Origin of the sequence: Streptomyces sp. NPDC006450, assembly GCF_040612195.1 — a bacterium.
Classification (GTDB): Bacteria; Actinomycetota; Actinomycetes; order Streptomycetales; family Streptomycetaceae; genus Streptomyces.
Genome location: NZ_JBEXPT010000041.1, coordinates 1 through 24,456, shown reverse-complemented (window position 1 = coordinate 24,456; position 24,456 = coordinate 1). Strand labels below are relative to the sequence as shown.

17 protein-coding genes are annotated in these 24,456 nt (G+C 71.9%); 11 read left to right on the top strand and 6 right to left on the bottom strand.

All coding sequences use genetic code 11. The annotated features are described in order from the left end of the window. The first annotated feature begins 214 nt into the window (after positions 1-214). Positions 215-826, top strand: coding sequence for a DUF4190 domain-containing protein (locus ABZY57_RS15365; RefSeq protein WP_356511994.1), 612 nt, complete (start codon positions 215-217; stop codon positions 824-826). Positions 827-923: 97 nt separating this feature from the next. Here the strand turns inward: ABZY57_RS15365 and ABZY57_RS15360 are convergent, their stop codons facing one another. After that, entirely contained in the window at positions 924-2,552 is a 1,629-nt protein-coding gene (locus ABZY57_RS15360) for a TROVE domain-containing protein (protein WP_356511992.1), read from the bottom strand. A 560-nt stretch (positions 2,553-3,112) separates the two neighbouring features. After that, on the bottom strand, positions 3,113-3,679 hold the full coding sequence (locus tag ABZY57_RS15355) for an NADAR family protein (RefSeq protein WP_356511990.1): 567 nt from the start codon (positions 3,677-3,679) through the stop codon (positions 3,113-3,115). Positions 3,680-3,872: 193 nt separating this feature from the next. On the opposite strand from ABZY57_RS15355, the gene ABZY57_RS15350 reads away from it, so the two are divergent. The 8 genes from ABZY57_RS15350 (at position 3,873) to ABZY57_RS15315 (ending at position 13,702) form a co-directional block, all read left to right on the top strand. Next, complete coding sequence (locus ABZY57_RS15350; protein WP_356512034.1) at positions 3,873-5,399, top strand: gamma-aminobutyraldehyde dehydrogenase; 1,527 nt, start codon at positions 3,873-3,875, stop codon at positions 5,397-5,399. A 52-nt stretch (positions 5,400-5,451) separates the two neighbouring features. Then, a complete protein-coding gene (locus tag ABZY57_RS15345) occupies positions 5,452-6,702 on the top strand; it encodes a spermidine/putrescine ABC transporter substrate-binding protein (RefSeq protein ID WP_356511989.1) in 1,251 nt (416 codons plus the stop codon). A gap of 85 nt (positions 6,703-6,787) precedes the next feature. Next, positions 6,788-7,939: an ABC transporter ATP-binding protein gene (locus ABZY57_RS15340; RefSeq protein ID WP_356511987.1), complete on the top strand. Its 1,152-nt coding sequence runs from the start codon at positions 6,788-6,790 to the stop codon at positions 7,937-7,939. Between the two features lie 62 nt (positions 7,940-8,001). Then, positions 8,002-8,865, top strand: coding sequence for an ABC transporter permease (locus tag ABZY57_RS15335; protein WP_356512032.1), 864 nt, complete (start codon positions 8,002-8,004; stop codon positions 8,863-8,865). Continuing rightward, positions 8,865-9,671: an ABC transporter permease gene (locus ABZY57_RS15330; protein ID WP_356511985.1), complete on the top strand. Its 807-nt coding sequence runs from the start codon at positions 8,865-8,867 to the stop codon at positions 9,669-9,671. The genes ABZY57_RS15335 and ABZY57_RS15330 overlap by 1 nt, the downstream gene beginning before the upstream one ends. A 22-nt stretch (positions 9,672-9,693) precedes the next feature. Continuing rightward, positions 9,694-11,112, top strand: coding sequence for an FAD-binding oxidoreductase (locus ABZY57_RS15325; RefSeq protein WP_356511983.1), 1,419 nt, complete (start codon positions 9,694-9,696; stop codon positions 11,110-11,112). Positions 11,113-11,271: 159 nt separating this feature from the next. Continuing rightward, the gene (locus tag ABZY57_RS15320) at positions 11,272-11,736 is read left to right on the top strand and encodes a hypothetical protein (protein ID WP_356511981.1); all 465 of its coding nucleotides are present in this window, start codon (positions 11,272-11,274) and stop codon (positions 11,734-11,736) included. A 109-nt stretch (positions 11,737-11,845) separates the two neighbouring features. After that, positions 11,846-13,702, top strand: coding sequence for a glycoside hydrolase family 18 protein (locus tag ABZY57_RS15315; protein ID WP_356512030.1), 1,857 nt, complete (start codon positions 11,846-11,848; stop codon positions 13,700-13,702). Here the strand turns inward: ABZY57_RS15315 and ABZY57_RS15310 are convergent. The 4 genes from ABZY57_RS15310 to gabT all read right to left on the bottom strand — a co-directional run bounded on the left by ABZY57_RS15310 (position 13,687) and on the right by gabT (position 19,673). Beyond that, positions 13,687-14,958: a hypothetical protein gene (locus tag ABZY57_RS15310; protein ID WP_356511979.1), complete on the bottom strand. Its 1,272-nt coding sequence runs from the start codon at positions 14,956-14,958 to the stop codon at positions 13,687-13,689. The genes ABZY57_RS15315 and ABZY57_RS15310 overlap by 16 nt on opposite strands. Continuing rightward, entirely contained in the window at positions 14,942-17,389 is a 2,448-nt protein-coding gene (locus ABZY57_RS15305; protein ID WP_356511977.1) for an AAA family ATPase, read from the bottom strand. Before ABZY57_RS15305 ends, ABZY57_RS15310 begins: the two co-directional genes overlap by 17 nt. A gap of 10 nt (positions 17,390-17,399) precedes the next feature. After that, positions 17,400-17,945 carry a phosphatase PAP2 family protein gene (locus tag ABZY57_RS15300; protein WP_356511975.1) on the bottom strand — a complete coding sequence of 182 codons (546 nt, stop codon included), beginning with the start codon at positions 17,943-17,945 and terminating at the stop codon, positions 17,400-17,402. A gap of 393 nt (positions 17,946-18,338) precedes the next feature. Next, on the bottom strand, positions 18,339-19,673 hold the full coding sequence (gene gabT / locus ABZY57_RS15295) for a 4-aminobutyrate--2-oxoglutarate transaminase (RefSeq protein WP_356511973.1): 1,335 nt from the start codon (positions 19,671-19,673) through the stop codon (positions 18,339-18,341). A 263-nt stretch (positions 19,674-19,936) separates the two neighbouring features. On the opposite strand from gabT, the gene ABZY57_RS15290 reads away from it, so the two are divergent. Further along, positions 19,937-22,384 carry an ATP/GTP-binding protein gene (locus tag ABZY57_RS15290; protein WP_356511971.1) on the top strand — a complete coding sequence of 816 codons (2,448 nt, stop codon included), beginning with the start codon at positions 19,937-19,939 and terminating at the stop codon, positions 22,382-22,384. Between the two features lie 199 nt (positions 22,385-22,583). After that, a complete protein-coding gene (locus ABZY57_RS15285; protein WP_356511969.1) occupies positions 22,584-24,161 on the top strand; it encodes a PucR family transcriptional regulator in 1,578 nt (525 codons plus the stop codon). Positions 24,162-24,456 lie beyond the last annotated feature (295 nt).

Genomic DNA, 24,456 nt, shown 5'->3' with positions numbered 1-24,456 from the left:
ACGGCCTTCATCGTAGGCAGGACCCGCACCGTCGAAGGGCCTTGTCGGAGGCAGCGCTTAGCATGGCCGTACGAGAGGGGGGCGCCGTATGACCGATCAGAGCCCCGAGCCGCGAGACCCCTGGGCGCCACCGGAGCAGCCCGCGGTCGATCTGGGCAAACAGCAGGGTGGGCCGGGGGCATCGGCGGCGTCAGGGGCGCCGGGAGCCCCGGGGGTGCACGACCAGCAGACCGTCACCGGGATGCCGGGGGCAGGCGGCTACCCGGGCGGCCACCCGGGCGCGCCCCAGCCGGGGCAGACGCCGCCGGCCGGCACCGGGCCCATGTCCGCCGGGGCGCCCGCGCCCCAGCCGGGGCAGACGCCCGCCTACGGGTACCCGGCCGAGCCGCATCCCGCCGGGTACGGATACCCCGCCGCGCAGCAGCCGGTCCAGCAGCCCGGATACCAGGGCTACCCCGGTTACGCGGGCTACACCGGATACCCGGGAGGCGCCGGATACCCGGTGTACCCGCCGAGGAGCAACGGCTTCGGGGTCACCGCGCTCGTCCTCGGGATCATCGCCGTGGTCAGCTGCTACCTGGGCCTGCTGTTCGGCGTGCCGGCCGTCATCTTCGGCGTGCTGGGCCGCGGCAAGGCCAAGCGCGGCGAGGCCGACAACGGGGGCATGGCGCTGGCCGGCATCATCACCGGCGCGGTCGGCATCGTGGTCAGCTGCCTGTTCATCGCGATAGCCGTCACCGGCCTGATGCTCGACGACGGGGACTCCGACTTCGACTCGGACTACTCGTCCCCGTACGAGAACACCCAGGTGCTCCACCGGGGTTGAGCCGTACCCGGCAGACACGGAGGGAGGGCCGGGCGGGGATGCGTACCGTCCCTGCCCGGCCCTCCCTCCCTCCGGTCCTCAGGCCTCCGCCGTGCCGTCAGGCGGCCGGGTCCGCCTGCCCGTTCTCCCACGGCCAGTTGGCGTCCCGGCCGTCCTCGATCAGGGACACCATGCGGAAGGCCGCGTCGGTGAGCCCGCCGAAGGTGTGCCGGTGCGCGGACCCCGAGGGCGCGTGGCCCACCCGGTATCCGGCGAGGTTCCAGGTGTAGACCGGGACCGTCTCCGGCACCAGGGCCGTCGGATCGCCGCCGTAGGCGTACGTGGCCTGCTCGTCGGTGACGATCAGGACCCGGTCGTGACCGGCGTAGTGCGCGCGCACCGCGTCCGCCGTGCAGGTGCCGCCGAGGTCCTGGAACTGCTCCAGCAGCTTCAGGACCGACTCGCCCCGCCGGAAGCCGATCACCTTGCTGGTGGAGCCGAACTGCACCAGGTCCGCGTCCTCGGCGCGCAGTGCCAGCGCCGTCCCGAAGACGGCCGCCGCGTCGGCCCGGTTGAGCTGCGAGCGGTCCGACAGCGGCGACCACATCGACCCGGACCGGTCCACCAGGACCAGCGTCCGCCCGGGCAGCGCCGGTACGTGGGCCAGGGAGTGGCCCAGCGCCCGCTCCAGCGGGTACGCCCAGCGCAGCGACGGTGCGTGCTGGTGGGCGGCCAGGTAGCGGAAGGGGAACTGCCGGGCCCGGGCGACGGTCTCCGGTTCGGAGATCTTCGCCGCGACCCGTTCGGCCACCGCGTCCGACACCCCGGCCTCGTCGAAGTTGCGCAGGTTGCGCAGCAGCGCCATCGCGCCCATGGAGGGGATGACCGCCTCCCAGGCGGCCGCGTCCAACGGGCCCTGCAGCCAGCCCGCGAGCGCTTCCCAGGTCATGCCCGCCGCGGCGAGCCGTTCGGCTCCGTCCGCGGCGGTGACCACGGCCCGGCGCTCCGCGACGGGCAGCTCCATCAGGGCCCGGTGCGCGAGCAGGGTGCGGCTGCCCGCCGGGACCTCGGCGGTCTCGGGGTTGTGCCGGCGGTCGAGGGCGTACCGGAAGAGCTCGCCCTGCCAGGGCTTGGCCGGGTCGGGGGAGGCGTGCACCAGGTTGAGGACGTCGCCGAAGCGGTAGGCCCGGGACGCGGTGTCGTACTTCAGCAGGGAACCGCCGTTGTAGAGGCGGCGCACGGCGTCGGCGATCCCGCGCTTGACGGGCTTGGGCACGTTGCGCCCGTACGTGGCCGTCCAGTAGGCGAGCAGCTCCCCGGGCTCGTCCGCGCGCAGCAGGACGGAGTCCACGACCTGCCGGTTCGAGGGCCCCCCGGCCGCTCCGGCGTCGAGCCGCGCCTTGACGTACTCGGCGGCTCCGACCAGGGAAGCCGTCCGCATGTTGCCGTCGCGGCGCAGCCAGCCGAGCAGGCCGGCGGTCCACTCGGGGTCCTCCACGGCGAGGCCGCGCACGAGCGAGGCGAAGCGGTCGTCGCGGGCCGGGCCGCCCTCGTAGGCGGTCTGCTGCGTCACGAAGTTGGCGACGGCGAGCAGGAACAGCTCGGAGCGCGGATCGCGGACGAAGCCGGGGCTGCCGTGCGCGTTGGCGGCGCGGCGGCCGGTGGAGCGGACCGGTGAGGTGGGCGCCGTGGGCGAAGCGGATGCGGTGGGCGCCGCCTTGGAGCGGAGCAGGTTGAAACGAGCCATGGTGAATCCCCCCGAATTCAGTGGAAACCGGGGGAGGCGTGACGTGCGGAACGCCCGAGATCGAAGTCGGCGACGGACTGTGTCGACTGCTCTACCCAGCTGAGCTACCGGCCGGAGCCGGGCGGGACTCGAACCCGCGACACGTTGATCCGGAAGTAACCGTTGCCTGCGCACCGGGCACTCCGCACGTGCGCCTCCCGAGGAAGAAGTGGCCGCGGCGTTGTTTCGTGGAAGAAGTAGCCGTGGCCGGCGCACCGGGAGGTGCGTAGAACGTAGGTGTCCAGAGGTCGAAGTCGGCGAAACCACAAGGTGCTCTGCCAGCTGAGCTACACCGGCCGAAGCCGGTGACGGGACTCGAACCCGCGGCCGCCCGATATGAGTCGAAGTAGGTCTCGCCTTCGCACCTGGACGAGGACCACGCTAGACGCACACCGTGGTGGGCGGCGAGCGATTAAAGATCCGTGCGATCAAAGATCGAGTGATCAGAGGCCGAGATCAGAGGCCGAGATCAGAGGCCGAGATCAGAGGCCGAGATCAGAGGCCGAGATCAGAGGTCGCGATCAGAGATCGAGTGATCCAAGGTCCGCCCGCAGCCGCTCGCGCGCCTCCATGAGCGCGAAGCCCAGCAGGTTCAGCCCCCGCCACCGTGCCGGGTCCAGGGCGCGCTCGTCGTCGGCGGCCAGCCCGATGCCCCAGATCCGGTCCATCGGGCTGGCTTCCACCAGGACCCGCGTCCCGGTCGAGAGCAGGTACGAGGCCAGCGCCGGGTCGGAGCCGAACTTGTGCACGCTGCCCTCCACCACCAGCGCGAACCGCTCCCGCTCCCACACCACGTCGTCGAAGCCGCGCACCAGCCGCCCGGCCTTCTTCGCGGCTGCCGGGGTCGTCGCCTCCAGGGCCGCGCGCTCCGCCTCCCGGTCCTCGAACAGGCGCGCCTTGCCGGCCATCATCCAGTGTTCGGCGGTGGCGTACCGCACGTCACCCACGGTGAACTCGGACGGCCACCACTGACTGAGGCAGCTCGGTCCGAGTGTCCCGTCGGGCCGCGGACGGTGCCCCCAGAACGGCAGGAACTTCAGCCTCTCACCCCGGCTGACCTGCCCGATCAGTTCCTCGATCTTCTCCATGCACGCGAGTCTCGCAGGAGCCACGGACACTTCGTACGGGTTTTAGGGCGCGCCTCGACACATGGTCGACCGATTCCGTCGCGTAATCAAAAGGCAACAACGGAATCACTTGGCCGAGGGGTGTACCTCTGTCAGGATCGGCACTCAATTCGAGCTTTAGCTCGAACTGTAGCTACGAAAGCGTGAGAGCGTGATGGGCAACCGCTTCCAGGTCAAGGTCCAGGTCAAGGACCGATTCGCCGAAGGCGCGCAGTACATCGACGGGCAGCTGCGGCCCGGCACCTCGGGCCGGTCACACACCGTGGTCGACCCTGCCACCGGCGAGGAGGTGCTCACCTACGAGCTGGCCTCCACCGCCGACGTGGACGCCGCCGTCGCCGCCGCCAAGCGGGCCTTCCCCGGCTGGTCGGGGGCCACCCCCGGGGAGCGCTCCGACGCGCTGCACCGGCTGGCCGGCGTGCTGGCCGAGCGGGCCGAGGAGTTCGCGTACGCCGAGTCCCTGCAGTGCGGCAAGCCGGTCAAGCTGTCCACGGAGTTCGACGTGCCGGGGACCATCGACAACACCGCCTTCTTCGCGGGGGCCGCGCGCCACCTCCAGGGGCAGGCCGCCGGCGAGTACTCCGGGGACCACACCTCGTACGTACGCCGCGAGGCGATCGGGGTCGTGGGTTCCATCGCGCCGTGGAACTATCCGCTGCAGATGGCCGCCTGGAAGATCCTCCCGGCGATCGCGGCGGGCAACACCATCGTCCTCAAGCCCGCCGAGCTGACCCCGCTGACCTCCCTGATGTTCGCCCAGGCGGCCAAGGAGGCGGGTCTGCCCGACGGTGTGGTCAACATCGTCACCGGCGCCGGCCGGGACGCGGGGGAGCACCTGGTCGGCCACCCGGACGTGGTCATGACCTCCTTCACCGGGTCCACCGCCATCGGCAAGCGGGTCGCCGAGATCGCCACCGCCACCGTCAAGCGGCTCCACCTGGAACTCGGCGGCAAGGCCCCCTTCCTCGTCTTCGACGACGCCGATCCGGAGGCCGCCGCCCACGGCGCCGTCGCCGCCTCCCTGATCAACACCGGCCAGGACTGCACGGCCGCCACCCGCGCCTACGTCCAGCGCCCCCTCCACGACGCCTTCGTCGCCCGGGTCGCCGAGCTGATGGAGACCGTCCGCGTCGGGGACCCCTTCGATCCGTCGACCGACCTCGGCCCGCTGGTCTCGCACGCGCACCGCGACCGGGTGGCCGGCTTCGTCGAGCGCGCCCGCGCGTACGCCACCGTCGTCACCGGCGGTGAGATCCCCGGCGGGGAGCTCGCGGACGGCGCGTACTACCGGCCCACGCTGATCTCCGGCGCCGCCCAGGACAGCGAGGTGGTCCAGTCCGAGATCTTCGGGCCGGTCCTGGTGGTCCTGCCCTTCGACACCGACGACGAGGGCATCGCGCTGGCCAACGACACCCCGTACGGTCTCGCCGCCTCCGCCTGGAGCCGTGACGTGTACCGGGCGAACCGCGCCACCCGCGAGATCCAGGCGGGCTGCGTCTGGGTCAACGACCACATCCCGATCATCAGCGAGATGCCGCACGGGGGCTACAAGGCCAGTGGCTTCGGAAAGGACATGAGCACCTACTCCTTCGAGGAGTACACGCAGGTCAAGCACGTGATGTACGACAACACCGCGGTGGCTGCGAAGGACTGGCACCGCACGATCTTCGGGGACAGATAACCAGTCAGCCGCCCGACCAGCGGCCCGTACCCATCCCGAAAGGGCACCTCCCATGGAGCAGTTCGAGCCCGACCGCCTCTCGGCGGCGCAACTCGCCGCGATGCGGCGCAGTCTCACCACCGGGCGCGGCGCCCTCACCCGCCGCTCCGTGCTGCGCGCCTCCGGAGTCGGAGCGCTCACCCTCGGCGGTCTGTCCGCGCTGGCCGGCTGCGGCATCCCGCCGGCCAAGCGCGCTGAGGGCAACGCCGCGGCCTCCGACGACCACTCGGAGCAGGAGAAGGAGATCAACTTCTCCAACTGGACCGAGTACATGGACACCAGCGAGGACGAGAAGTCCCGTCCCACGCTGGAGGAGTTCACCAAGCGGACCGGTATCAAGGTCAAGTACACCGAGGACATCAACGACAACGTCGAGTTCTTCGGCAAGATCAAGCCCCAGCTCGCGGCGGGCCAGGACACCGGCCGCGACCTGATCGTCGTCACCGACTGGCTCGCCGCACGCATCATCCGCCTCGGCTGGGCCCAGAAGCTGGATCCCTCCCAGCTCCCGCACGCCTACGCCAACCTGATCCCGCAGTTCCGCAGCCCCGACTGGGACCCGGGCCGCGCGTACAGCTACCCGTGGACCGGCATCAACACCGTCATCGCCTACAACACCAAGGCGACCGGCGGGAAGAAGGTCGACTCCGTCACGCAGATGCTGGACGACCCCTCCCTGAAGGGCCGCGTCGGCTTCCTCACCGAGATGCGCGACAGCGTCGGCATGACCCTGCTCGACCAGGGCAAGGACCCGGCGAACTTCACCGACGCCGACTACGACGCGGCGATCGGCCGGCTCCAGAAGGGCGTGGACAAGAAGCAGATCCGGCGCTTCACCGGCAACGACTACACCGCGGACCTCGACAAGGGCGACCTCGCAGCCTGCCTGGCCTGGGCGGGCGACGTCATCCAGCTGCAGGCCGGCAACCCGGACATCCAGTACGCGATCCCGGCGCCGGGCTACATCACCTCCAGCGACAACCTGCTGGTCCCCGTGAAGGCCCGGCACAAGGCCAACGCCGAGCGGCTCATCGACTACTACTACGAGCCCGCGGTCGCCGCCCAGCTGGCGGCGTACATCAGCTACGTCTGCCCCGTCGAGGGCGTCAAGGACGAGCTGGCCACGATCGATCCGGAGCTCGCGGACAACGTCCTGATCGTCCCCGACAAGGCGATGGCCGCCAAGTCGCACGCCTTCCGCTCCCTCACCGGTGAGGAAGAGACGGCGTACGAGGAGAAGTTCGCCAAGCTCATCGGAGCCTGACGGATCCCGCCGCCGTCCCCGCCGGCCACAGACACCCGTACCGGCACCTGCCCCTTCCACGACACACCACCGAAGGCCCAGGCCCATGACTGACAAGACCGAAGGCGGCGACGTCCGCCTCGCCGGGATCAGCAAGCACTACGGTTCCTTCACCGCCGTGCACCCGCTGGATCTCACCATCCCCCAGGGATCCTTCTTCGCCCTGCTCGGCGCCTCGGGCTGCGGGAAGACCACCACCCTGCGCATGATCGCCGGCCTGGAGGAGCCCTCCACCGGCACCGTCAGCCTCGGCGACCGCGAGGTCACGCACCTGCCGCCGTACAAGCGCCCGGTCAACACGGTCTTCCAGAGCTACGCCCTCTTCCCGCACCTCGACGTCTCGGAGAACATCGCCTTCGGGCTGCGCCGCCGCGGCATCAAGTCGGTCAAGAAGCAGGTCGACGACATGCTGGAGCTGGTCCAGCTCGGCCAGTTCGCCCAGCGCAAGCCGCACCAGCTCTCCGGCGGCCAGCAGCAGCGCGTCGCCGTGGCCCGCGCGCTCATCAACCACCCGCAGGTGCTGCTCCTCGACGAGCCGCTCGGCGCCCTCGACCTCAAGCTGCGCCGCCAGATGCAGCTGGAACTCAAGCGGATCCAGACCGAGGTCGGCATCACCTTCGTGCACGTCACGCACGACCAGGAGGAGGCCATGACCATGGCCGACACGGTCGCCGTGATGAACGGCGGCCGCGTCGAGCAGCTGGGCGCCCCCGCCGAGCTCTACGAGAACCCGAAGACGACCTTCGTGGCGAACTTCCTCGGCACCTCCAACCTCATCGAGGCCGAGGTCCTGGAGGCCGGCGCGTCCGACGTCGTCGTCTCCTCGGCCGGTACGAAGCTGCGCGTCCCGGCGACGCGATGTTCGACCACACCCCGCGCCGGCGGAAAGCTGCTGGTCGGGGTGCGCCCGGAGAAGATCTCCCTGGTCCCCGCGGAGTCCGAGGGCACCATCGGGGCCGGCCGCAACAAGGTCGCCGGCAAGATCGCGGCCTCCTCCTTCATAGGCGTCTCCACCCAGTTCGTCATCGACAGCCCGGTCTGCCCGGAGCTGGAGGTGTACGTCCAGAACATCGAGCGCGACGCCCGCCTCGTCCCCGGCGCCGACGTGATATTGCACTGGAACCCGGAGCACACCTTCGGCCTGGACGCGGACCAGGACATCGACGCGGGCATCGAGACGGTCGGGGAGGGAGCGTGACGGCCCCCGCGACGCTGCCCGAGGTCGCCGTTTCCGCCGAGCCGCCGGTGCACAAGCCGTCGATGAAGAAGCGCCTGGTCCCGTACTGGCTGCTGCTCCCGGGCATCCTGTGGCTGCTCGTCTTCTTCGTGCTGCCGATGATCTACCAGGCCTCGACCTCGGTGCAGACCGGCTCCCTCGAAGAGGGCTTCAAGGTCACCTGGCACTTCCAGACGTACTGGGACGCCTTCACCGAGTACTACCCGCAGTTCCTGCGCTCCCTGCTCTACGCCGGTACCGCGACGGCGCTGTGCCTGCTGCTGGGCTATCCACTGGCCTACCTGATCGCCTTCAAGGCGGGCCGCTGGCGCAACCTGCTCCTGGTACTGGTCATCGCCCCGTTCTTCACCAGCTTCCTGATCCGCACCCTCGCCTGGAAGACGATCCTGGCCGACGGCGGCCCGGTGGTCGACGTCCTCAACACGGTCGGCTTCCTGGACGTCACCAGCTGGCTCGGCATGACCGAGGGCGACCGCGTCCTCGCCACGCCGCTCGCGGTCGTCTGCGGTCTGACGTACAACTTCCTCCCCTTCATGATCCTTCCGCTCTACACCTCGCTGGAGCGCATCGACACCCGCCTCCACGAGGCGGCCGGGGACCTGTACGCCCGTCCCGCCACGGTCTTCCGCAAGGTGACCTTCCCGCTGTCCATGCCGGGCGTGGTCTCCGGGACCCTGCTCACCTTCATCCCGGCGAGCGGCGACTACGTCAACGCGGAACTGCTCGGCTCCACGGACACCCGCATGATCGGCAACGTCATCCAGTCGCAGTACCTGCGCATCCTCGACTACCCGACCGCGGCCGCGCTGTCCTTCATCCTCATGGCCATCGTGCTCGTCATGGTCACCATCTACATCCGCCGAGCGGGGACGGAGGACCTGGTCTGATGAAGAGCGCCACCACCTGGCTGCGCAGCCATTTCGTCGTGATCGCGGGGCTGTGCACGCTCGCCTACCTGATCCTGCCGAACGTCGTCGTCACGGTCTTCTCCTTCAACAACCCCACCGGGCGGTTCAACTACGCCTGGCAGGAGTTCTCCCTCGACGCGTGGAAGGACCCCTGCGGGGTCGCCGACATGTGCGGGTCCCTGTCCCTCTCGCTCCAGATCGCCCTCTGGGCCACGATCGGCGCGACCGTGCTCGGCACCGCCATCGCCTTCGCGCTGGTCCGCTACCGCTTCAGGGCGCGCGGGGCGGTCAACTCGCTGATCTTCCTGCCGATGGCCATGCCCGAGATCGTGATGGCCGCCTCCCTGCTGGCCCTCTTCCTCAACATGGGCATCCAGCTGGGCTTCTGGACGATCCTGATCGCCCACGTCATGTTCTGCCTCAGCTTCGTCGTCGCCGCCGTCAAGGCCCGGGTGCTCTCCATGGACCCGCGCCTGGAGGAAGCGGCCCGCGATCTCTACGCCGGACCCGTGCAGACCTTCCTGCGCGTCACCCTGCCGATCGCGGCCCCCGGTATCGCGGCGGGCGCGCTGCTCTCCTTCGCGCTCTCCTTCGACGACTTCATCATCACCAACTTCAACTCGGGCAACACCGTCACCTTCCCCATGTTCGTGTGGGGATCGGCCCAGCGCGGTACGCCTGTACAGATCAACGTCATCGGCACCGCGATGTTCGTCATCGCGGTCCTGGTGGTGCTGGCCGGCCAGATGGTCGCCAGCCGCCGCAAGAAGGCACAGCCCAAGTAACACCTGTAGGGAGTTGGAAGACATGGCCCCAGACGCCATGCGCACCGCTGCACGATCCCTTTCCGAAGCGAAGCCGGTCTCGTACTGGCTGGACGACCCCGGCAAGCCCGCCGCCGAGCCCGCCCTCACCGGGGACGAGCACTGCGACCTGCTCGTCATCGGCGGCGGCTACAGCGGCCTGTGGACCGCGTTGATCGCCAAGGAGCGCGACCCCGCCCGGGACGTCGTACTGATCGAGGGGCACGAGGCGGGCTGGGCCGCCTCGGGCCGCAACGGCGGATTCTGCGCCGCCTCCCTCACCCACGGCCTCGCCAACGGGATGGCCCGCTGGCCCGACGAGCTGGCCACGCTGGAAGACCTCGGCGCCCGCAACCTCGACGCCATCGAGGAGGCGGTCGCCCGCTACGGCATCGACTGCGACTTCGAGCGCAGCGGCGAGATCGACGTGGCCACCGAGCCGCACCAGGTCGCGGAGCTCCGCGCGTTCCACGCGGAGGCCGAGCGGCTCGGCCTCGCCGGCCGCTCCGAATGGCTGGACGCGGACGCCGTGCGGGCCGAGGTCGACTCCCCGACCTTCCTCGGCGGGATCTGGGACCGGGACGGGGTCGCCATGCTCAACCCGGCGAAGCTCGCCTGGGGCCTGAAGCGGGCCTGTCTGGAGCTGGGCGTACGGATCTACGAGAACACGCGCGGGCTGGACCTGTCCGGCTCGGGAGCCGGGATGGCCGTGCGGACCCCGTACGGGCGGGTCTTCGCACGCCGGGTGGCGCTGGGCACCAACATCTTCCCCTCGCTGGTCAAGCGGGTGCGCCCGCTGACCGTCCCGGTCTACGACTACGCGCTGATGACCGAGCGGCTAGGCGAGGAGCAGCTCGCCTCGATCGGCTGGAAGAACCGGCAGGGGCTCGGCGACAGCGCCAACCAGTTCCACTACTTCCGGATCACCCCCGACCGGCGGATCCTGTGGGGCGGCTACGACGCGATCTACCCGTACGGCGGCAGGCTCGACGCCGAGCACGACCACCGCCCCGAGACCTACCTCAAGCTCGCCGAGCACTTCTTCACCTGCTTCCCGCAGCTGGAAGGGGTGAAGTTCAGCCACGCCTGGGGCGGGGCGATCGACACGTGCTCGCGCTTCTCCGCCTTCTTCGGCACCGCGCACGCGGGCAAGGTGGCCTACGCGGCCGGCTACACCGGGCTGGGCGTCGGGGCCACCCGCTTCGGCGCCGACGTGATGCTCGACCTGCTCGCCGGGGAGAAGACCGAGCGCACCGAGCTGGAGATGGTCCGCTCCAAGCCGATGCCCTTCCCGCCCGAGCCCTTCGCCTGGACCGGCATCACGATGACGAAGTGGTCACTGGCCCGGGCGGACCGGCTGGGCGGGCACCGCAACCTGTGGCTGAAGACGCTGGACCGCCTCGGTCTCGGCTTCGACAGCTGATCGGACAAGAGCCGCCCGTGCGCCCGGCGCACACCGCCGCCGGTCCTGTGACCCGGCTCACTACCACGGAGTAACGAAACCCGCGTCATACCTGAGCCCGGCCCCGCTCTCTCCCTGGTGAGAACGCTTCACCTCACCACACAGAGCGGAGGCCGGGCGATGACGATCCCGGGGGACAAGACGGCAGTGGAATGGCTGGTCTCGGTAGCGCCCGATCCGGACGCCTGCCGGTGGGAGTGGGAGCGCAACCCCCTCGGGGTCGCCCTGCTGCCCGCCGGCCGCCGGTGGGACGTGCTGATCCTGCCGGGGGAGCTGGGGCACGCCACCCTCGAAGTGCTGGAAGCGCTGCTGGAGCGGCCCGGCCCGGTGCTCGCCGATTTCGGCGGCTCCCGGCTGGGCTTCTTCGTGCCCGCGGGCACGGCGTCCCGCTGGGTCGGTACGGGCGTACGGGGAGCCGGTCACGGGACCTGGGTCGTGGTCCCCTACCCCGGCCGGGCCACGGGCGGGGTCCGCTGGCTCGTGGTCCCGGACGGGCAGGGCACGCTCACCGATCCGGTGGTACTGGAGCTCGCGATGCACGAGGCGGCGGCGCGCGCCGTGGGCCGGGGAGGCGGGAAGTCTTGACAAGAGGATTGGTCTGGACCATCTTGGGCGCCGCTGCGCCTTCCCCCACCGCGACCCCACCCGCGGCCCGGCTCCATCCCCCCATGCACCGGAGGCAGTTGTGCGCCCCATCCGCCCTGTCGGCCCCACCCGCCCCGCCAGACCCACCGTCATACGCTCCGCGCTGTCCCTCCTTACCGCCGCCGCCCTCGCGGCGGCCGGCCTCCTCGCCGCCGGTCGGCCCGCCGCGGCGGCCGACGCCGACCTCATCCGCAACGGCGGCTTCGAAGCGGGCCTCACCGGCTGGAGCTGCTCGGCCGGCAGCGGAGCCACCGTCAGCACACCCGTGCACGGCGGCGCTTCCGCCCTCAAGGGCACACCGGCCGGCCAGGACAACGCCCGCTGCTCCCAGACCGTCACCGTCAAGCCCGACTCCGCGTACACGCTGAGTGCCTGGGTGCAGGGCGCGTACGTCTACCTCGGCGCGACCGGCACCGGGACCACGGACCCGCAGACCTGGACGCAGACCCCGGGTGCCTGGAAGCAGCTGAGCACGAGCTTCCGTACCGGCGCGAGCACCACCTCGGTGACCGTGTACACGCAGGGCTGGTACGGCCAGCCGCCGCAGTTCACCGACGACGTGACCCTCGTCGGCCCCGACCCCGGCGGCTCCGGACCCGGCGACCCCCAGGTGCCGCCCGCCCCGGCCGGGCTCACCGCGTCCGCCTCCTCCGCCACCACCGTCGGCCTCTCCTGGGCGTCCGCTACCGGGGCCACCTCGTACAAGGTCTACCGGGACGGCGCGAACCCGACCACTGTCAGCGGCACTTCGGCCACGGTCACCGGCCTCACCGCCTCCACGACCTACTCCTTCCAGGTCAGCGCGGTCAACGCGACCGGCGAGTCCCCCAAGAGCGCGGCCGTCCCCGTGACCACGCCCGGCGGCGGAGGCGACCCCGGCAACCCGGGCCTGCCCGCCCACGCCCTCGTCGGCTACCTGCACGCCAGCTTCGCCAACGGCTCCGGCTACGTCCGGATGGCCGACGTACCCGCCTCCTGGGACGTCATCAACCTGGCCTTCGGCGAGCCCACCTCGGTGACCTCGGGCGACATCCGCTTCCAGCTCTGCCCGGTCAGCGAGTGCCCGAACGTCGAATCGGCCGCGGAGTTCAAGGCGGCCGTCAAGGCCAAGCAGGCCGCGGGCAAGAAGGTCCTGATCTCCATCGGCGGCCAGAACGGCCAGGTCCAGCTGGGCACCACGGCCGCCCGCGACACCTTCGTCTCCTCCGTCAGCAAGATCATCGACGAGTACGGGCTCAACGGCCTCGACATCGACTTCGAGGGCCACTCCCTCTCCCTGGCCACGGGCGACACCGACTTCCGCGCCCCCACCACCCCGGTGATCGTCAACCTGATCTCGGCCGTGAAGACCCTGAAGGCCAAGTACGGCCCGGACTTCATCCTGACGATGGCCCCCGAGACCTTCTTCGTCCAGCTCGGCTACCAGTACTACGGATCCGGCCCCTGGGGCGGCCAGGACCCGCGCGCCGGCGCCTACCTCCCGGTCATCCACGCCCTGCGCGACGACCTCACCCTGCTCCACGTCCAGGACTACAACTCGGGCTCGATCATGGGCCTCGACAACCAGTACCACTCCATGGGCGGAGCCGACTTCCACATCGCGATGACGGACATGCTGCTCAGCGGCTTCCCGGTGGCCGGCAACACCGCCCGCGTCTTCCCGCCGCTGCGCGCGGACCAGGTCGCCATCGGCCTGCCGGCCACGACCAACGCGGGCAACGGCCACACCTCCCCGGCGGAGGTCAACAAGGCCCTGGACTGCCTGACGAAGAAGGTGAGCTGCGGCTCGTACCAGACCCACGGCACCTGGCCCGCCCTGCGCGGCCTGATGACCTGGTCGATCAACTGGGACCGCTTCGGCAGCTGGGAGTTCTCGAAGAACTTCGACGCCTACTTCGGCGGCTGACCGACGACCTCGTTCCACACCCGGGCCGCAGCTTCCAGGGGCTGCGGCCCGGCCAGTTCGTCCAGTACGGACCCCAGGTCCAGCGGTACGGACCGGACGCGTGCCGAGGTGGCGCCCGCGCGGTCCCGCACGGCCACGCGCACGCCCGAGGCACCCGGTCCGGCGGGATGCACCAGCACGCACTCGGCCGGGCTCCCCAGCGCGTGCGCGTAGAGGAAGGCCTGGTAGATGTCCTGCGTCGAGAGCTTCTTCCCCTCGTACAGCTTGTACTTCGCGTCCACCGGCAGCCGGAACGGCACCCCGCCGCGCACCCCGCGGACCAGCACGTCCGGCCGCACCTCGCTGTAGTGCTTCTCCGTGGCCTCGTCGACGAGCACCCGCCGCTGCGCCGACTGGCCGGTCACCGTCAGCCCGCTGCCCGCCGCGCCGTCCTCCAGCAGCCGTGTCACGAAGTCCTCGAACAGTCCGCTCATGTCGACGAGGAAGGCGCGGGAGGCCAGCGGACCGGTGGTGAACAGCCCGTCGATCCCGCCGCCGGACAGCAGGAGCCGGGCCCACCGGTGAGCGGGCCGGTAGTGCTCGTTGTGCCGGTGGTAGGCCAGCGTGGAAACGGCCTGCCGCAGATCCCCGAGCGGGGTCGGCGCCAGCGGTCCGAACTGCGCGGCGGCCCGCCGGGCCCGGGCACGCACCTGGGCGGACCCGGCCGTGCGCGCGGCCCGTTCCACGGCCGCGGCGCACAGCCGGTTGTCGACGACGTCCGTGTCGTGCTCGTCGAAGCGGCACGCCAGCCGGTCCAGGCGCCCGTGATGCCGCAGTACCTGCCGGTCGGGCAGCAGTCGGCCCCGGACGGCCGGCAGATCCTCCTCGCGGGTGACGTAGTCCTTGCGGACCCCGTGCCGCAGCAGCCGCTCGCAGTGCTCGGTGACCATCAGCGCGACGAGGTCGCGCAGGTCCGCGTCGCCCTCCGCGAACCAGCGGCCGGCCTCCAGCGTCCGCACCCGGCCGCCCGCCGAGTACTCCAGCATCCGCAGCACGTCCAGGCTGCCGCCGAGGTGCTTCGGCAGGACCCGGATCTCGCACGCGTCGAGCCGCACGACCCCCACGTACGCCCTTGCCTCGACCTCCAGGCGGTCGCCGGCCAGCTCCCGGATCCGCAGCACCGGGTCCAGCGCGCCGTCCGCGAGCGTCCGGCGGTCGGCGTCGCTCAGCCGGACGCCGGGCAGGACCGCCCGGTCGTACTCACGCAGGCTGTGCACCGGCGCCGACCTGGAACTCCTCGTACAGGCAGGCCACCAGCTTCTCGTCGGGCAGCTCCCGCAGGGTGTGCGAGACGGGGTCGACGAGGTCCTCGCCGAGGAAGGCCGTGAGCAGCCCGTAGTCGTCGTAGGCGTACTCCTGGAGGAGCGGCAGGATCTCGTCCCTGATCACGGAGGCCAGCTCCGCGGCGGTCGCGACGGGCTTGCCGCCGGGCAGGAAGAAGGCCTGGCCTATCTGCTTCTCCCGGTCCAGCTCCCGCCTGATCCGGTGGTTGAGCGCGTCGAGGAACACCCCGAGGTCGAGTTCCTCCACCGCGGAACCGCGCAACGGCCCCGCGTCGGGAAGCAGTTCGAGGAAGGCGAAGCGGCGCCGGACGGCCGAGTCGAGCTGCCGGATCGACCGGTCGGCGGTGTTCATGGTGCCGAGCAGCTGCACGTTGCGCGGGACGCAGAACGCCTCCTTGGACAGGGGGAGGGTGACGGCCATGCCCCGCTTGTCCTTCTCGATCACCGTGATCAGCTCCCCGAGGACCTTGGGGAGGTCGGCCCGGTTGAGTTCGTCGACGACGACCAGGTAGGGGTGGCCGGGGTCGGCGGCCGCCCTGGTGCACACCTCCTTGAACACTCCGGCGGTCGTTTCGAGGGACAGGCCGGCGATGCCCGGCCGCGGGCGCAGGCCCTCGATGAAGTCCTCGTACCCGTAGCCGGGGTGGAAGGTGACCAGGGTCAGCCGGCCCGCGGCGGTGAGGGCGCGCACGGTGTGGCCGAAGAGCTCGTCACCCGGTTCGGCTGCCGGATGCAGGCCGGGCAGGTCGTCGGACAACTCGCCGAGCCGACGGACCGCGAAACGCAGGGCCTGGCGGGTCTTGCCGGTCCCGGGCGGACCGTAGAGGACCGCCTGGCCGCGCCGGTCCAGGGCGTCGGAGATCCGCTGGAGCCCGGCGTCGAGGGGTGGGAGCAGCTCGGTTTCCGCCTCCACGGCCTCGGGGGCGCTCGTGGTGCGCAGGGCCTGGATCTGCGTCCAGAGCTTGGGCCGGACATCGGTGACGAGCCACGGACCCCAGTCACCGACCGAAGGGTCGAGCACTCCGCCGTAGGTGCCGGCCCAGTCCACGGAGACGGTGTGCCGGTGACCGGTGAGGTCGGGGCGCCAGCGGTACCCCTCGCCGGTGACCTGCCCGACTCCGAGCACGGTGTCGCGGCCGGCCATGGCCACGACCCGGTCGCCCGCGCGCAGCCCGATCAGATCCCACAGCCCGAGGTCGTCGGGGGAGAGGCCGGATCCGGGGACCCCGCCGGATCCGGGGACGCCGTCGGAGCCGGAGGTCTCCGTGGCCTCCTCCGGGCCGGCGAAGGCGTGCAGATCGCCGATCGCCTCGTGGCGGACGGCCAGATAGCCGCCCTCCAGGCACTGCGGCCACACCCGGACGCCGTCCTCGATCCCGATGCGGACGATGCGGGGAGCCACGCGCAGGGGCGCCCACCAGAGCAGGAACCGCAGGACCAGCTGGGGCGGCCAGTCCTTGGAGCCCTCCCGGTCCAGGAACAGCCGGCGCAGGGCCTCCTTGCGGGCGAACGGCCTGAGCCCGCCGTACGCGTCGCCGCCCGCGAGCGACAGGTAGTGACGGGTGAGGTGGTCGGCGTACACCGGCAGGATGGCGTCCGGTGCGTAGATCCGCAGCGTCTTGGCGACGACCGTGACGCCGGAGGCGACGGCCGCGATGTCGTCGATCTCCGCCACCCGGCCCGCCCGCGCCGCCTCGACCGCCTCGACGATGCCGGCCCGGACCGCCTCCCACGCCGTCGCGGCATCGGGGTACTTCGTGTCGTGCCACCAGACGCCGTCCCTGCGGCGGAAGACGAAGTGCTTGTACGCCGAACCGCCGGTGATGCTGCCGAGCGGCTTGCTGCCGTACTCCAGGTCCCGGCTGTAGAAGGGCCCGGGGAGCCCGGGCTGCTGCCCCAGTGCGTACCGGTCCAGGGACAGCGTCGGCCACTCCTCCCACGGGAACCGCTCGCGGAACCGTGCGGCCTCGCGGTCGGCGGCTTCCACCGCGGCGCCGTGCGCCTCCGGGTCGAAGGCGGCGAACGCGGGGTCGAGGGGCCAGTAGGGGAGGCTGTCGGCGTGGTCGTCGGTGACCGCCCGCAACGCGCAGGAGCACACACCGGTGAGCGGCTTGCCCGCGCCGTTGACCAGCCCTCGGGCGGCGGAGAACGCGGCGGGATCGGAGGCGTCGAGGAGCTGGCGCCACAGGACTCCGGCGGGGTCGGGATGCGTCGGGAGGTCACCGGAATCGGTGAGGTGCCAGCAGGAACCGCTGTGGTGGATCTTGACGCCGCTGCGGGGGAGGATCACCTCGCCCCCCGACGGGGTCAATTCGTGGGCCCGTCCGCCGTACGTGACGGAGTACTTCAGCCGTTCCTGCGCCATGCCGCCGACCTTAGTGGGGGCTGTGGCGTCCCGTGGCCCACTTCACCCCGAGCAGCAGCGGCGTGCACATCAGGAGGCTGGCCAGGACGTCCAGGGGCCAGTGGTAGCCGCGCAGGACCAGCCCCACCGCAGTCAGGGCGGTGAGGGCGGCCGCGAGGAGGAAGGGCCAGCTGCCCCGGGTGTACGGGCGCACGAGCAGGGCCGCGCCCACGTACGCCACGTACGCGGTGGCCGTGTGGCCCGAGGGGTAGTAGCCGGAGGCCCAGGGCTCCAGGGGGCCCGGCCGGCCGGTCCACTCCTTCAGCGGGACGATCAGGGCCGGCACCAGTGCCATGGCCAGCGCCGCGGCCGCAGCGCCCCGGCGGTTGCCGCGCCGGACGGCGTGGACGACCGCGAGGAGCAGGACGGGGACCGCGACCGGGACGTTGCCGAGGTCGGAGAGGCGCTGGGTGACCGCGTCGGGGACGGTGCGCACGAGCGCCCGGCTGAGGGCGGCGTCGGGGACCAGCAGCGGCCCGGACACGAGGACCTGCCAGGTGATCAGGGCGAAGAGCACGGCGCAGAGCGCGCAGAAGGCGTAGCGGAGAGTGGCCGGCCGCCCCGGAACAGGGGGGGTGGTTCCGGGGCGGCCGCCCGGATCGGGTTGCCGGGCGCCCCGGGGGGTTTGGGGCGTGCGGCCGTCCGATCGGTGAGGAGTGTGCGCGAACGCATGCCCAGTGCGGCGCTGGGGAAGCCCGGTACTGGTGTCGCTTCCGGATTCCCGGGAGCGGGGTGTCTCACTCATCTGCAGAAACCGTACGGCAGCGGAAGGGGGACCGACAGCGGGAAAACGCTCCCGCCATCGGCCCCCCACACCTTCTTCACAGTGCCCGACCGTTACCCGCGGTAGTGAACGCTTGGTGATCGAGGATCACGGCCCCGCGTTCTACCGCCCGTGTCAGACGTTCGATCAGAGGGCCGCGAACGCGGCCTCGATGACGTCCAGACCCTCGTTCAGCAGGTCATCGCCGATGACGAGCGGCGGCAGGAAGCGGAGCACGTTGCCGTAGGTGCCGCACGTGAGGACGAGCACGCCCTCGGCGTGGCAGGCCTTGGCGAGCGCGCCGGCCGCCTCCGGGTTCGGGGTCTTGGACGCGGGGTCCTGGACCAGCTCGATCGCGATCATGGCGCCGCGGCCGCGGATGTCGCCGATGATGTCGTACTTCTCCTGCATGGCCGTCAGGCGGGCCTTCATGACGGACTCGATCTTCTTCGCCGCGGCGTTGAGGTCGAGCTCCTTCATCGTCTCGATGGAGCCGAGCGCACCGGCGCAGGCCACCGGGTTGCCGCCGTAGGTGCCGCCCAGGCCGCCGCCGTGCACGGAGTCCATCATCTCGGCGCGGCCGGTCACGGCGGCGAGCGGCAGGCCGCCCGCGATGCCCTTGGCGGTCGTGATGAGGTCGGGGACGATGCCCTCGTCCTCGCACGCGAACCACTGGCCGGTGCGGCAGAAGCCGGACTGGATCTCGTCGGCGACGAAGACGATGCCGTTGTCGTTGGCGAACTTCACGATCGCCGGGAGGAAGCCCTTGGCCGGCTCGATGAAGCCGCCCTCGCCGAGGACCGGCTCGATGATGATCGCGGCGACGTTCTCGGCGCCGATCTGCTTGACGATGTTGTCGATCGCCTGGGCGGCGGCCTCGGGGCCGCAGTTCTCGGCGCCGGTCGGCCAGCGGTAGCCGTAGGCGACCGGGACGCGGTAGACCTCGGGGGCGAACGGGCCGAAGCCCTGCTTGTACGGCATGTTCTTCGAGGTCAGCGCCATCGTGAGGTTCGTACGGCCGTGGTAGCCGTGGTCGAAGACGACGACGGCCTGGCGCTTGGTGTACGAACGGGCGATCTTGACGGCGTTCTCGACGGCCTCGGCGCCGGAGTTGAACAGCGCCGACTTCTTGGCGTGGTCACCCGGGGTGAGCTCGGCGAGGGCCTCGCAGACCTCCACGTAGCCCTCGTAGGGGGTCACCATGAAACAGGTGTGGGTGAAGTCGGCGAGCTGCGCGGCGGCGCGGCGCACGACGGCCTCGGCGGAGGCGCCGACCGAGGTCACGGCGATGCCGGAGCCGAAGTCGATCATGCGGTTGCCGTCGACGTCCTCGATGATTCCGCCGCCCGCGCGGGCCGTGAAGACGGGGAGCACGGAGCCCACGCCGCCGGCCACCGTCGACAGACGGCGGGCCTGCAGCTCCTGCGACTTGGGGCCGGGGATCGCGGTGACGATGCGGCGCTCCTGCGGGACAGCGGTCATAGAGGGCTCCTGGGGGGTGTTTTCGGACGCACTTGTGTCTTTGTCCGCAGGCTAGGCCCGGGCGGCGTGGTCCTGCATGCTCCGTTCGGGAGTGGTGCCCGCGTGTCCTTGTCCGTGGCGGCCATAGGAGGGAATCCGCGCCCGTCTTGTGGATCATGACCGGGTACGGGCCGCGGGGCGGTGACGGCCACTAGATTGAGCGCGCGGAGCCAGTGCAGGGCAGGCGCGGGACAGCGCGGTAACGGGCAGGGGGCAGGGGTTTCATGGACACCGACGGCACGCACGGCGGGGACCGCAGCGGCTACGGCGGCTCGCCCGATGTCGGGGCCGGTGGCCCCCACATCCCCCGGCCGTCCGGCCCGCCGCCCACACCGCCCACGCCGCCGCGACCGGTCACGGCCCCGCCGCCGCCCGCGTACGCGCCGGGGAGCCCTGCCGCGGGCGTGAGCGCGGCTTCCGCCGCGGGGGCCCCGTTCACCGCGTGGCTGTGCGCCCCGCGACCGGAGGCCAAGCCCGGCATCTGGCGCTACGCCTACACCCCGGCCGTGCCGAAGCCCGAGACCAGCGCCCGGGCCCTGATCACGCGGGTCGTGGTCTCCTTCCTCGTCTTCTTCGTGTGCTGGCAGGCCTTCCTCGATCAGAATCTCCCCCTCGATATCGAAGGATCCCCGCTCTACTACTTCACCCCCGACAGTTGGTGGGAGGGCAATCTGGTCAAGAGGCCGCTCGACCACCGAGGCATGGCGGCCCGTGAGTTCTACGAGTTGCTGGTCACCGTGGGCCTGTTCCTCGGCTTTGCCAAGCTGGGAGGCTGGCGGACCGCCTTCGACCAGCTGATCGCTGCCCGCGGCCCCTGGTACCGCGCGCTGGGTGCCGCGGCAGGAGCCTTCGCCGTCGTGTGGCTGATCCAGAACCCGACGCCGATCCTCATGGTCTATCCGCTGGCCTTCGGGCACCTGCCTTACCCGGAGCTCGGCGAAACGGGCGGTGCGGTGGTCACAAACGTTCTCTACGCACTGATCTACGCACCCGTCGCCCTCTACTTCGCCCGCCTCGGCGGCTGGACCACTTTGCTGACCGGCCTCCGGTCCTCGGCCCTTCCCGCCGATGCCCCGCAGGCAGTGAACCCGGACGGCCCGGACTCGCCGGCCGGCTGGCCGCAATTGCGTGCCGCCGGGCTGATGGAGACCGCGGACCGGCTGGCGGCAGAAGCCCGGCAGGGACGCATGAACGACGTCGACCACGCACGGATCCGGCGGGCCTGGGAGTCGGTGAAGGCCGATCCCTCGCGGCGCCCCGCCTTCGTCGAAGCCGTACGGAACAAGGGCGCGGCCGCCTGCGGACATCCCTCGGGCGCCCGTGATCTGCCGGTCCGCGCCGCCTCACACGACCTGACCGTCGGGCAGGTCTGGCTCGGCCGGGTCACCGGCGCCGAGCCGAACCCCCAAGAACGCCGCGGGACCGGGCTGGCCCTGGACCCCGGCGTACTGGGCACCTCGGTCCTCGCCGTCGGCCCCTCGGGCTCGGGCAAGACGCACGGGCTGGTCAGGCCGGTCGTGGAGTCGCTGGCCCTCCAGGCACTGGCCGGGCAGGCGGCCGTGATCGCCGTCGGCGCCGCGGGAACCCGGCTCGGACCCGACGACGCCTACGACATCGTGGTGCGCCTGGGCGACCCGGAATCCGTCCACGATCTCGACCTCTACGGCGGGACCGGCGACTCCGACGAGGCGGCTTCCTTCCTCGCCGAAGCATTCGTCGGCGACCTGCCGGGCGTCGACGTACGCCGGTCGGCAACGGCCCTCGCCCAGATCCTCGGCCCGTTCCATGCCGCGTACGGCCGTTTCCCGACCGTGCCCGAACTGCGTGCGCTGCTCGAGCAGCTGCCCGCGGCGCTCGGGGCGCTGCGCCACGAGCTGGAGAGGTCCGGGCAGCAGGCCATGCTGCGCGAGCTCGATGCGCGGGCACGGCAGCACGCCGTCCACGGCGACCCGGGACCGGCCCTCGCCGACAGGGCGGCCCTGCTCGACCGGCCGGCGTTCCACGGCTTCTTCGACACCACCGGCAGTGGACGGCCCTTCTCCCTCCGCACCCTGGAACACCCCGTCCGGGTGCGGGTGGACCTCCCCGAGCGCGGCCACCCGGACGCTTCCCGGCTGCTGGCCCGGCTGCTCCTCGCCCAGTTCAACGCGGCGGCCCTGGCCCGCGCCGACCGCTCCCTGTTCGCCTTCCTGGCCCTCGACGACGCTTCGCACACGGTCACCGCCGAGGCCGTGCGCAGCATGCAGGGGCTCCGCTCGGCCAACGCGGGGGTCCTGCTGGCGCTGCGCACCCTGGAAGACGTACCGGAAGGGCTGCGCACCCCGCTCCTCGGATCGGTCGGCTGCCGGATGGCCCTCTCCGGGGTCACCACGTGGGACGGCAAGTGGTTCGCCGACGCCTGGGGGACCGAGCTGGTCGAGACGCGGGACGTCACGAGCCGTACGGTCTACGCCGACCAGCCCTTCACCCGGGCCGTGCACGCCGTGCGCAAGGTGATCACCGGCAAGGCGGTCACCACGGACGCGGTCACCGTGCGCAAGGTGGAGCGGGAGCGGTGGTCGGCGTCGGCCCTCGCGAACACCGTGCCCCCCGGCCACGCCGTGCTGTCCCTCACCACCGTCCGCGGCGAGCGGGCCGCACCGCTCCTGGTGCGGCTCGGGGGGCAGGGCTGAGGGGAGGGGCGGACGGGCCGGGTCCACGGAGCGAACCCGTAGGGAGCGAACCCGTACGGAGCGAACCCGTACGGGATGGCAGAATCAAGGGGAGCCGTTCGTACGACACGGCGAAATCCGCGGTGGTGGTCCACGGCGAGAATCCTCCGTCGGCACCTCGCCGCCGCACCCCTCCTCTCCCTAAGGCGCCCCGGTACCCATGCCGCTCACCCTCGCCTCGCTCGTCCAGCACTCGGCGCTCAAACTCAGCGTCCGGGCCGGGGAGGGCCGCCTCGACACCCCCGTGCGCTGGGCCCACGTCAGTGAGCTCGCCGACCCCGTCCCGTACATGGAGGGCGGGGAGCTCCTCCTCATCACCGCGATGAAGCTGGACGCGGAGGACCCCGAGGAGATGCGGCGCTACGTACGCAGGCTCGCGGCGGCCGGGGTCGTCGGCATCGGCTTCGCCATCGGCGTGAACTACGACGCCGTGCCCGAGGCGCTCGTGGAGGCCGCCACCGCCGAGGACCTGCCGCTGCTGGAGGTACCCCGGCGCACCCCGTTCCTCGCCATCAGCAAGGCCGTCTCCGCCGCCCTCGCCGCCGACCAGTACCGGGCCGTGACCGCCGGCTTCGAGGCGCAGCGCGAGCTGACCCGGGCCGCGCTGTCCGCCGACGGGCCCGCCGAACTGCTGACGAAGCTCGCGGCGCACGTGCACGGCTGGGCCGCCCTCTACGACACCTCGGGCGCCGTCGTCGCGGCCGCGCCCGACTGGGCCGCGCGCCGGGCCGCCCGGCTCACCCCCGACGTGGAACGGCTGCGCGAGCGGCCGGCGCCGGCCAGCGCCGTGGTCGGCGGCTCCGAGGACCGGGTGGAACTCCAGTCGCTGGGCACCGGGCGGCGGGCCCGCGGAGCCCTCGCGGTCGGCACCGGGGCCCCGCTCGGCACGGCGGAGCGGTACGCCGTCCACTCCGCGGTGGCCTTGCTGACCCTCACCACCGAACGCTCCCGCTCCCTGCACGACGCGGAGTCCCGGCTCGGCGCCGCCGTGCTGCGCATGCTGCTCGCCGGGCAGGCGGAGCACGCCCAGGCCGTGGCCGGGGACCTGTACGGGGCCCTGCTCGACGCGCCGTTCCGGATCCTCGTGGCGGAACCCGCCCTGGCGGGCACGGCCCAGCCGGAGGGCCTGGCGCTGCTGGCCGACGCCGTGGAATCGGCGGCCGCGCGCACGGGGGAGACCCTGCTGGTGGTGCCGGAGCCCGGCCGGCTCGTGGTTCTGGCGGCCGACGGCGGCTCGGCGGTCCAGGCGTGCGCGGAACACGCGGAGGCCCTGGAGTCCCGGCGCGGCCGGGACGCGGGCGAACCGGAGCCGGACGAGCTGGTCCTCGGCCTGTCGGCGCCCGCGGCGGCCTCCGGTGTGGCGGCGGCCTTCAAGCAGGCCGACCAGGCCCTGGCCGTGGCCCGGCGGCGCGGCCGCCCCCTGGTCGAACACGAGGACCTGGCGGCGGGCTCGGTCCTCCCCCTGCTCGCCGACGACGCGGTACGGGCCTTCGCGGACGGCACGCTGCGGGCGCTGCGCGAGCACGACGAGAAGGGCCGGGGCGACCTGGTGGCCTCCCTCCAGGCCTGGCTCTCCCGCCACGGCCAGTGGGACGCGGCGGCGGCCGACCTCGGAGTCCACCGGCACACGCTGCGCTACCGGATGCGGCGGGTGGAGGAGATCCTCGGCCGCTCCCTGGACGACCCGGACGTCCGCATGGAGCTCTGGCTCGCCCTGAAGGCCACTTCGCCTTCTTGACGCGCCCCCAGCCTCTTGACGCGCTCCCAGCCTTCTTGACGCGCTCCCAGCCTTCTTGACGCGCTCCTCGCACCGCTGCGCGGGCTTCGTCGCGCTGCGCCGGACTCCGTCCGGCGGGGGCGGGTCGGCGTGCGCGCCACTGCCGGGCCGGCGGGGGTGGGTGGGTGCGGCTGGGCCGGCCCTGCGGGGCGAGGTGGGCCCGGTCCTCAAACGGGTCCGGGGCGGAGCCCCCGGGGGGTGCGCGGCCCCCCCCCCCGGGACCGGGGGCGGGGGGGGGGGGGGTTGTGGCCGATCC

Bases quoted from the DNA above. Each gene is read 5' to 3' on its own strand.
- ABZY57_RS15320 (WP_356511981.1), top strand. From the start codon at position 11,272: ATGACGATCCCGGGGGACAAGACGGCAGTGGAATGGCTGGTCTCGGTA.
- ABZY57_RS15340 (WP_356511987.1), top strand. From the start codon at position 6,788: ATGACTGACAAGACCGAAGGCGGCGACGTCCGCCTCGCCGGGATCAGC.
- gabT (WP_356511973.1), bottom strand. From the start codon at position 19,673: ATGACCGCTGTCCCGCAGGAGCGCCGCATCGTCACCGCGATCCCCGGC.
- ABZY57_RS15305 (WP_356511977.1), bottom strand. From the start codon at position 17,389: ATGGCGCAGGAACGGCTGAAGTACTCCGTCACGTACGGCGGACGGGCC.
- ABZY57_RS15330 (WP_356511985.1), top strand. From the start codon at position 8,865: ATGAAGAGCGCCACCACCTGGCTGCGCAGCCATTTCGTCGTGATCGCG.
- ABZY57_RS15325 (WP_356511983.1), top strand. From the start codon at position 9,694: ATGGCCCCAGACGCCATGCGCACCGCTGCACGATCCCTTTCCGAAGCG.
- ABZY57_RS15285 (WP_356511969.1), top strand. From the start codon at position 22,584: ATGCCGCTCACCCTCGCCTCGCTCGTCCAGCACTCGGCGCTCAAACTC.
- ABZY57_RS15335 (WP_356512032.1), top strand. From the start codon at position 8,002: ATGAAGAAGCGCCTGGTCCCGTACTGGCTGCTGCTCCCGGGCATCCTG.
- ABZY57_RS15345 (WP_356511989.1), top strand. From the start codon at position 5,452: ATGGAGCAGTTCGAGCCCGACCGCCTCTCGGCGGCGCAACTCGCCGCG.
- ABZY57_RS15350 (WP_356512034.1), top strand. From the start codon at position 3,873: ATGGGCAACCGCTTCCAGGTCAAGGTCCAGGTCAAGGACCGATTCGCC.
- ABZY57_RS15355 (WP_356511990.1), bottom strand. From the start codon at position 3,679: ATGGAGAAGATCGAGGAACTGATCGGGCAGGTCAGCCGGGGTGAGAGG.
- ABZY57_RS15290 (WP_356511971.1), top strand. From the start codon at position 19,937: ATGGACACCGACGGCACGCACGGCGGGGACCGCAGCGGCTACGGCGGC.
- ABZY57_RS15360 (WP_356511992.1), bottom strand. From the start codon at position 2,552: ATGGCTCGTTTCAACCTGCTCCGCTCCAAGGCGGCGCCCACCGCATCC.